Raw genomic sequence first — 8,566 nt, 5'->3', positions numbered from 1 at the left:
GGACATGGGCGCGGCCAGCGGCGCCGCCACCCTGTCACCGGGGTCGGGCGGGCCCCCCGCCGCGGCGGGCTGCATGCGCCGCCGGGCGTTCGGCGAGGCGGCCCGCAGGAACGACACCACGCACGCCGCGATCAGGCCGACGGCGAAGCCGATGGCGGCGTTGCGCGGCAGCTTGCTCGGCTCGGCCGCGCTGGGGTCGGCGGTGTCGACGAACTGCACGCCGTCGTTGGTGTTGGCGCGGGCCGACAGCACGCCGCTCTCGTCGGCCTGCAGCTTGGTCAGCCGGTTGGCCAGCAGCCGGTAGTTGCGGCTGCCGACGGTCGTGGCCTCCATCTGCTGGGTGACCTGCTGCTGGGTCTGCTGGATGGTCTTCAGCTGCTCGTCGAGCTTGGCGATGTTGGTGGCGACGGTCACCTCCTGGTAGGCGGCCACCACCGCGTTGGCGATCATCGCCGCCTCGCGCATGTCGGACCCCTTGGCCTCGACCAGCACCACGCCGCCGTCGGCCTTGCTGGAGGTGGACACCCGGCCGCGCAGCTGCGCGCTGGTCATGGTCGGGCCGCCCTTGCGCTTGATGATCTCGGTCGCCTTGGTCAGCACGGGCGTGGACCCGGCGAACGCGGCACGCTGGGCGGTGTAGGTGGCGAAGCCCTGCCCCGAGACCACGCCCATGCGCAGCACGTTGTTCTTGTTGGTGGGGTCGGTGACCGCGAACCTGGCGGTGGCCGTGGCGCCGCCCAGCAGCAGCAGCGTGACCGCCGACGAGAGCAGCACGGACACGAGCACGATGATGAGCGACATCGTCCGGAAGCGCCACACCGCCTCGACGAGACTGATCTCCGGCGTGGGCGGGACGGAGGCCGGAACGGGAGTCTGTGCTGTCATCGGCTGCTCTGGGTCCTCGTGGGAACGGATGGGGAGACGTCTGATGTGGGCCCTGACGCGGGCCCTGACGCGGGCCCTGACGCGGGCTCGGACGTGGATGCGGCCGCGGCGGCGGATCCGGGCGAGATCAGGGCGCGCACGGCGGCGCGCAGCTCGCGATGGTAGCGCTCCTCGCCGAAGCGGTGGGCCGCATCGGCGCGGGCCCGCTTGGCCATGGCCAGGGCGCCGTCCCAGTCGTCCAGCAGGCGGGCGATGCCGTCGGCGAGGGCCTGCGGGTCGTCGGGCGGCACCAGCACGCCGTTGTCGCCGTCGCTGACGATCTCGGTCAGCCCCTGGGTGGCGCTGGCCACCAGGGGCCGCCCGGCCAGCATCGCCTCCACCGCGACGTTGCCGAACGGCTCGACCCGGGACGGCACGACCGCCACGTCGGCGGCGGCGAACGAGTCCCACACCGAGGGGCGGAAACCGGCGAACTCCACCGTCCCGTCGTCGCCGGCCAGGGCCCGCAGCTCCTCCTCGAACCATTCGTAGCCGGGGAAGACGTTGCCGACGAGGGTCAGCGTCACGTCGCGGCCGCGCTCGCGCAGCAGCCGCACGGCGCGCACCGCCACGTCCGAGCCCTTGCGCGGCGACAGCCGTCCGACCAGCGTCACCCGCACCGTCCCGTCCAGGACGGGGCGCGGCTCGGTGACCTCCGCCGGATCGGGCTCGGCCACCCCGTTGTAGATGATGCGGGCCCGGCGGCCGACCGGCCCGAGCGCCGCCGCGCTCGCCCGGCTGTTGACGACCACCGACCGGGCCAGCCGCAGCGGCATCGCCAGCGCCGCGCGCACCGGGCGGGGCACGCCCTCCTCGGCCTCGTGCACGTGGCACAGCGCCCGGACGCGGGCGAGCCGGGCCGCCGCCAGCCACAGCGGGATGGTGACGGTGTTGACGTACAGGGCGGCGGCGCGTTCGCGGCGCAGCAGCCGCACGGCGCGCGGCAGCGCCCGCACCGACGCGGCCGCCAGCCGCAGCACGCCGGTCGGCGACATGTACGCCTTGCGCAGCACGGGCACGGGCAGTACGACGACCTCGGCTCCCGCCTCCCGCAGCGGTTCCGACAGCGGCCCGTCGGCGGGCAGGGTCACCACCACGCGGTGTTCGGCCGCCAGTGCCCGGACCGACTCGACGAGCATGCGGTCCGAACCGTAGAGATCGGGCGACGGGTGCGCCAGCACCACAACGGATCTCTCGTCACCCTCGTCCACGGCCCCCTCCTTCCGGCGCCGGCGACCCCGGCGACCGCTGTCGCGCCACCCTCAGATTAACCGGGCTTTACTTACAGGACGCGCGAGATGTCCGCTCGCCTTACGCTGGCCTGATCAGACCTTGCGGTTGTACGACCGCGGCTGGATCCCGGTTCGACAAGGTAATGCTCAGGCAGGGGGTCAAGGTGCGCATCGCCATGGTGGGGACTCGCGGAGTTCCGGCGCGCTACGGCGGCTTCGAGACGGCGGTGGAGGAGATCGGGCGCCGCTTGGCCGCGTCCGGCCACCAGGTGACGGTGTACTGCCGGGGCGAACGGCATCCCGAGCGCGAGTATCTGGGCATGCGGCTGGTGCACCTGCCCGCGGTGCGCGCCAAGGTCGCCGAGACGCTCAGTCACACGGCGCTGTCGGTGCTGCACGCGTCCGGCCGGCGGATCGCACGCCGCGGCCCCGACGTGGCGCTGGTGTTCAACGCCGCCAACGCGCCGATGCTGCCGATGCTGCGGGCGCTGCGCATCCCGGTGGCCACGCACGTCGACGGGCTGGAGTGGAAGCGCACCAAGTGGAGCGGCGCGGGGCAGCGCTACTACCGCACCGCCGAGAGCCTGGCGGTGCGCTGGTCGGACGCGCTGATCGCCGACGCCCGCGGCATCGAGGACTACTACCGGGAGCGCTTCGGCGCCTCGTCGGTGTTCATCCCCTACGGCGCGCCGATCCTCACCGAGCCCGACAACGCCAAGCTGGCCGAGGCGGGCTACGAGCCGGGCCGGTACCACCTGGTCGTGGCGCGGTTCGAGCCGGAGAACCACGTGCACCTGGCCGTCGAGGGCTACCGGCTCAGCAAGGCCGAGCACCCCCTGGTGGTGGTGGGGTCGGCGCCGTACTCCGACGCCTACACCGCGCGGGTGAAGGAGCTGGCCGGGGACGACCCGCGGATCACGTTCCTCGGCGGCGTCTGGGACCAGGACCTCCTCGACGCCCTGTACGCGGGCGCGCTCACCTACATCCACGGGCACTCGGTGGGCGGCACCAACCCGTCGCTGCTGCGGGCGATGGGCGCCGGCGCCTCGGTCGTGGCGTTCGACGTCAACTTCAACCGCGAGGTGCTGGGCGAGGAGGCCGGCCGGTTCTTCACCGGCCCGCAGGACCTGGCCGCCGAGATCGAGGCCGCCGAGAACGACCCGGGCGCGGCCGCCGACCGGGGCGCGGCGGCGCGCAAGCGGGCCTCGGAGAACTACGTGTGGGACGACGTGGCCGCCGCCTACGAGCGGCTCTGCGAGGACCTGCTCGCCCGCCGGCTGACCCGCAAGACGATCCGCGCCAGGTGATCGGCCGCGGCCGCCACCGGTCTCCTGAGCGGCCGGCGGCGGTCACGCGAACGGGCCGCGCGCCGAGGGGCGACCCCGGTGCGCGGCCCGTCGTCGTTCACACGGTCCGGTGGCGCGGCCCGTCAGGCGGTGCGCGTCACCTGGTCACCGCGTTGGACGCGGCGCTGGTCACGGTGTTGCCGAGCGGGTCCTTCACGCGGATCTTGTAGGTGTGCTTGCCCTTCGGCGCCTTGGTGTCGGTGAAGGACAGGGAGGGCTTGCTCCAGAACGTGGACGCCTTGGTCACCGTGCCGATGGGGGTGGTGCCGTTGTCGCGCAGCACCTCGTAGGTGAGGTTGTTGTTGTCCATGTCCCAGGTGGCCTTCCAGGACACCTTGATGCCGCCCAGGCTCGCGACGGCCTTGGGCGCGGCGAGGTCGGACTGCACCGGGCCGGACTTGTTGGGCGCCTTCGCCTTGACGGCGAACCGCACCAGGCCCTGCTGGGCGACGCCGTTGACGCGCGGGAACTCACCGCCCATGGCGACGTACTCGGAGTTGCCCGTCACCGCCCACGCGGCCTGCGACTGGCCGGTGAACGTCCCCGCCGACAGCGTCGGGAACCAGTGCAGCAGGCTCGGCACCGGCTGCTTGCGGTAGTTGCTGTTGGAGCCGGGGGACGCCTGGTCCTTGCCGGTGGCGTAGGTCGTCTCGGCCAGGGCGCGGTGCCACGTCGCGGGGGTCGTCTCGGGGAACGCCCCCAGGGACGAGCAGTCGTGCGCGTGCGACACGCTGTAGAGCGACTTGCCCTGGACGAACACGCCGTAGGTGGCGCCGTAGCAGTTGTCCAGCCACACCAGGTCGCCGTTGGACGCCTTGGCGGCGAACCGGCCGTCGAACCAGTGCAGCCCCTCGCCGTTGGCCGAGCCGTACACCGTGTCGCCCGACACGTACAGGTCGGTGACGTAGGAGTACCGGCTGCCCTGGCGCGTGGGGATGGGGCGGCTGGTCCAGGTGGCGGACGCGCCCGTGGTGGTGTTGACCGCGCCGATGCCGACCTTGGTCGCGCCGTTGAGCTTCTGGAAGCGGCCGCCGATGATGACGCGGTTGCTGCCCGCCATGGCCATGGCGAACACCTCGTCGTCGTCGGCGGTGGGGCGCCAGGCGTCCACCAGCGAGCCGTCCGAGGTTTTCACCGCCGCAAGGCGGGTGCGGGACTTGCCGTTGACGTTGAAGAAGTTGCCGCCGAAGTAGACGGTCGAGTTGGTCGCGGCGATGGCGCGGACCTTGTTGGACACCTTGGGCGCGAAGCTGGAGACCAGCTTGCCGGTGGCGGTGTCGAACGCCGCCAGCCGCGACCGCGGCTGCCCGTCCACCGTGGTGAACTCGCCGCCCACGTAGACCCGCTTGCCGTCCGGGGACGCGACGATGCGCAGGCCCTGGCCGTTCAGCGAGTGCTTGAAGGAGGTGACCAGGTTCCCGGTGCGGATGTCGAAGGCCAGGATGTTCTGGGCGCTGACCTCCTTGCTGCTGCCGGCGGCGGTGCCCGGCGGGCGCGCCTTGGTGAACTTCCCGGTCGCGTAGACGGTGTTCCCGACCGTCGTCATGCTCCACACGACGCCGTTGACCTGCCAGGTGGGCAACGGGTCCACGCTGACGGTGGCCGGTGTTCCCGAGGGCGGCGCGGTGTCGGCCGCCGCGGGCACGGCGGACGCGCCGAGCAGGACGGTCGAGGCCGCGGCGGCGGTGGCGGCGACGCGACGACGTCGAAGCGAAGGACTTGTCACGAGTCAGATCCCTTGCCAGATGGCCTCTGTGACCCCTGCGGTCACTTCGATCCGCAGATCGTAGTGCGGTTCCGCAGGGGACACGGCGGCATCGTATGAATTTGTCACCTTCTCCGGAGGAGACCTGCCGAAATGACGATCTGTCCGGCGGCAGGTCCCACTCCGCTCACGCCACGGCGCTCACTCCACGGCCTGCACGGTGAAGTCGTCCACCGACAGCACGACCGGGGCGTTGGTCGCGCTGCCGGCGAGCTGCGAGCGCAGGCCCACGGCGCCGGCCGCCTGCAGCTCGGCGGTGGAGTCGGTGCCGGTGACCTGCCAGTCGGGTTCGGCGGCGCCGTCCGCCCACACCTTGGCGCTCAGCGTGGTCGGGGCGGTGCCGGTCACCCGCAGGCGCAGCCGCAGCGGCGTGCCGGGCGTGTAGGTCAGGCCGGAGATGGTCTGCTCAGAGCCGATGGCGGTCTCGCTGTTGCTGGCGTTGGTGCGGCTGATCTGCAGCGAGACCACGCCGGACGGCCGCAGCCGGACCCGCGCCCGGTAGTCGCCCGCGCCGGAGACGCGGCGCCCGGCCAGCCACAGGTAGACGCCGTTGCCGGTGCCCTCCTTGTCGACCGACAGCTTGACGGTGGCGTCGGTTCCGGCGGCGGACACGCTGTTGAGGTAGGCGCCCATGGCCGCGCCGGCGGTGGCGAGGTTCATGCGCCCGGCGCCGCCGCTGACCGACAGGCCGCTGACCGTGCCGACGCCCGACCAGGCGCCGCCGACGTCCGCGGTGCCGAAGCCGCCGCTGACGGTGCGGTCGAAGGCGTCCGAGGCGACCGTCTGGGAGCGGGCGGTGACGGTGCGCTCGGCCTCGTCGGTGGCGCCGTCGTCGTCGGTGACGGTGAGCTTGACGGTGTGCTCGCCGGGGGTGGTGAAGGTGTGCGAGGCGTTGGCGCCGGTGCCGGTCGCCCCGTCGCCGAAGTCCCAGGAGTACTGGGTGATCGTGCCGTCGGCGTCGGTGGAGCCGGTGGCGTCGAACGTGCAGGTCAGCCATTCGCAGTCGGCGGTGAAGGAGGCCGTGGGCGGCTGGTTGGGCACGACGGTGCCGACGCCGACGCCGTGGTGCTCGGCGACCTCCGCGGCGGTCAGCGCCCGCGGGTACACCGCCACCTCGTCGAGGGTGCCGGCGAGGAAGTTGCTCGTCGGCCGGTTCGGCCAGGAGCCGAGGTTGTCCCCGCCGACGCGCCAGTAGCCGGAGTTCTTCTCGCCGTTCTTGGCGTCGGCGTTGGCGGCGACCTGAGCGCCGTCCACGTACAGCCGGATGCCGGCGGACGAGTCCAGCGTGGCGACGACATGGTGCCAGCGCCCGTCGTTGAGGCCGGTGCCGCTCTGGATCGTCACCACGGACGACGCCGGCTTGACCCCGAACACGACGCGGCCGTCGTTGGTCATGTACAGGTGCCGGTCGTAGACCGTGCTGGTGCCGCTGTTGCGGTTGCCGTAGCCGATGATCTTCCCGCCGGAGCGGCTGGTGGTCTTGACCCACGCCTCCAGGGTGAAGTTCTCGGGCGCGGCCACGGCGGCCGTGCTGGACGTGCCGGAGGACGTGCCGCTGAACGTCATCGCCTTGTCGGAGTCGTCCTTGATGGCCCCCGCCTGGCCGCGCGTGACCCCGGACTGGAGCGTCAGGTCGTACGGGCCGGTGTGGTCGTAGGCGGGGCCGCTGCCGCTGTCGCCCAGGCGCCAGTGGTCGGCCGCCCCGTCGTCGGCGATCATCTTGGCGTACGCGCTGGGCGTCGCGGACACGGCGGTCACCGAGTTGGACGCGGCGCTGGTGACGGCGTTGCCGAACGGGTCCTTCACCCGGACCTTGTAGGTGTGCGCCCCCGAGGGCGGGGCGGCGTCGGTGAACGCCGCGTCCGGCATGTTCCAGAACGTGGACGCCTTGGTGACGCGGCCGATCGGCGTGGTCTCGTTGTCGCGCAGCACCTCGTAGGTGAGGTTGTTGTTGTCCATGTCCCAGGTCGTCTTCCAGGACACGCGGATGCGCCCGTCGGGCAGCGCGGTCGCCTTGGGGGTGCCGAGGTCGGACGACTCGGGGCCCTTCTCGTTGGGGGCCTTGTCCTTGACGGCGAACCGCACCAGGCCCTGCTGGGCGACGCCGTTGACGCGCGGGAACTCACCGCCCATGGCGACGTACTCGGAGTTGCCCGTCACCGCCCACGCGGCCTGGTACTGGCCGGTGAACGATCCCATCGCCAGCGTCGGGAACCAGTGCAGCAGGCTCGGCACGGGCTGGCCGGAGTAGTTGCTGCCCGCCCCGGGGGCGGCCTGGTCGGTGCCGGTGGGGTAGCTGGTCTCGGCCAGGGCCCGGTGCCACGTCGTCGGGCTGGTCTCGGGGAACGCGCCCAGCGAGGAGCAGTCGTGCGCGTGCGACACGCTGTAGACCGCCTGGCCCTGGACGAACATGCCGTAGGTGGCGCCGTAGCAGTTGTCCAGCCACACCAGGTCGCCGTTGGACGCCTTGGCGGCGAAGCGGCCGTCGAACCAGTGCCATCCCTCGCCGTTGGCCGAGCCGTACACCGTGTCACCCGACACGTACAGGTCGGTGACGTACGAGTAGTTGCTTCCCGACTTGGTGGGGATGGGGCGGCTGGTCCAGGTGGCGGACGCGCCGGTCGTGGCGTCCACGGCGCCGATGCCGACCTGCGTCGCGCCGTTGAGCTTCTGGAAGCGGCCGCCGATGATGACGCGCTGCTCGCCCGGCGCCATGGCCATGGCGAACACCTCGTCGTCGTCGGCGGTGGGCTTCCAGGTGTCGATGTTGGAGCCGTCCGACGCCTTCACCGCCGCCAGGCGGGTGCGGGACTTGCCGTTGACGTTGAAGAAGTTGCCGCCGAAGTAGACGGTCGAGTTGGTCGCGGCGATGGCGCGGACCTTGGCCGACACGGTCGGGGCGAAGTCTTCGACCAGGTCGCCGGTGGCGGTGTCGAACGCCGCCAGCCGCGACCGCGGCTGCCCGTCCACCGTGGTGAACTCGCCGCCCACGTAGACCCGCTTGCCGTCCGGGGACGCGACGATGCGCAGGCCCTGGCCGTTCAGCGAGTGCTGGAACGAGGCGACCCGCTCGCCGGTGCGGATGTCGAACGCGAAGATGTTCTGCGCGTTGACCTCCTGCGAGCTGCCGGCCGCCGTCCCCGGGGGACGCGCCTTGGTGAAGTTGCCCGTCGCATAGACGGTGTTGCCGACCGTCGTCATGCTCCACACCACGCCGTCCACCTGCCAGGTGGGCAGCGGATCCACGCTCACCGTCGCGGGCGTTCCCTCAGGCGGCGCCGTGTCGGCGGACGCCGGAA

General features: G+C 72.2%; 5 protein-coding genes. 1 reads left to right on the top strand and 4 read right to left on the bottom strand.

What is annotated here, in order from left to right; translation table 11 throughout:
- Together ABD879_RS17375 and ABD879_RS17370 are read right to left on the bottom strand one after the other, a co-directional pair.
- Positions 1–885: GumC domain-containing protein (locus ABD879_RS17375; protein WP_345022478.1), on the bottom strand; the 885-nt coding region annotated here is incomplete at its 3' end.
- The gene (locus tag ABD879_RS17370; protein ID WP_345022477.1) at positions 882–2,135 is read right to left on the bottom strand and encodes a glycosyltransferase family 4 protein; all 1,254 of its coding nucleotides are present in this window, start codon (positions 2,133–2,135) and stop codon (positions 882–884) included. The genes ABD879_RS17375 and ABD879_RS17370, both read right to left, overlap by 4 nt.
- 197 nt (positions 2,136–2,332) lie before the next feature.
- Between ABD879_RS17370 and ABD879_RS17365 the strand changes: the two genes are divergently transcribed.
- Entirely contained in the window at positions 2,333–3,463 is a 1,131-nt protein-coding gene (locus tag ABD879_RS17365) for a DUF1972 domain-containing protein (protein ID WP_345022476.1), read from the top strand.
- A 136-nt stretch (positions 3,464–3,599) separates the two neighbouring features.
- Here the strand turns inward: ABD879_RS17365 and ABD879_RS17360 are convergent, their stop codons facing one another.
- Both ABD879_RS17360 and ABD879_RS17355 read right to left on the bottom strand, forming a co-directional pair.
- Positions 3,600–5,228 (bottom strand): PQQ-binding-like beta-propeller repeat protein, encoded by a 1,629-nt coding sequence (locus ABD879_RS17360; protein WP_345022475.1) that lies wholly within the window; start codon positions 5,226–5,228, stop codon positions 3,600–3,602.
- A 180-nt stretch (positions 5,229–5,408) separates the two neighbouring features.
- Positions 5,409–8,519, bottom strand: coding sequence for a LamG-like jellyroll fold domain-containing protein (locus ABD879_RS17355; protein ID WP_345022473.1), 3,111 nt, complete (start codon positions 8,517–8,519; stop codon positions 5,409–5,411).
- Positions 8,520–8,566 lie beyond the last annotated feature (47 nt).

This window comes from Actinomadura keratinilytica (genome assembly GCF_039539665.1).
Classification (GTDB): Bacteria; Actinomycetota; Actinomycetes; order Streptosporangiales; family Streptosporangiaceae; genus Spirillospora; species Spirillospora keratinilytica.
Note: the sequence above shows the minus strand (reverse complement) of the source record. Positions and strands in the feature narration are given on the sequence as shown.

Bases quoted from the DNA above. Each gene is read 5' to 3' on its own strand.
- ABD879_RS17365 (WP_345022476.1), top strand. From the start codon at position 2,333: ATGGTGGGGACTCGCGGAGTTCCGGCGCGCTACGGCGGCTTCGAGACG.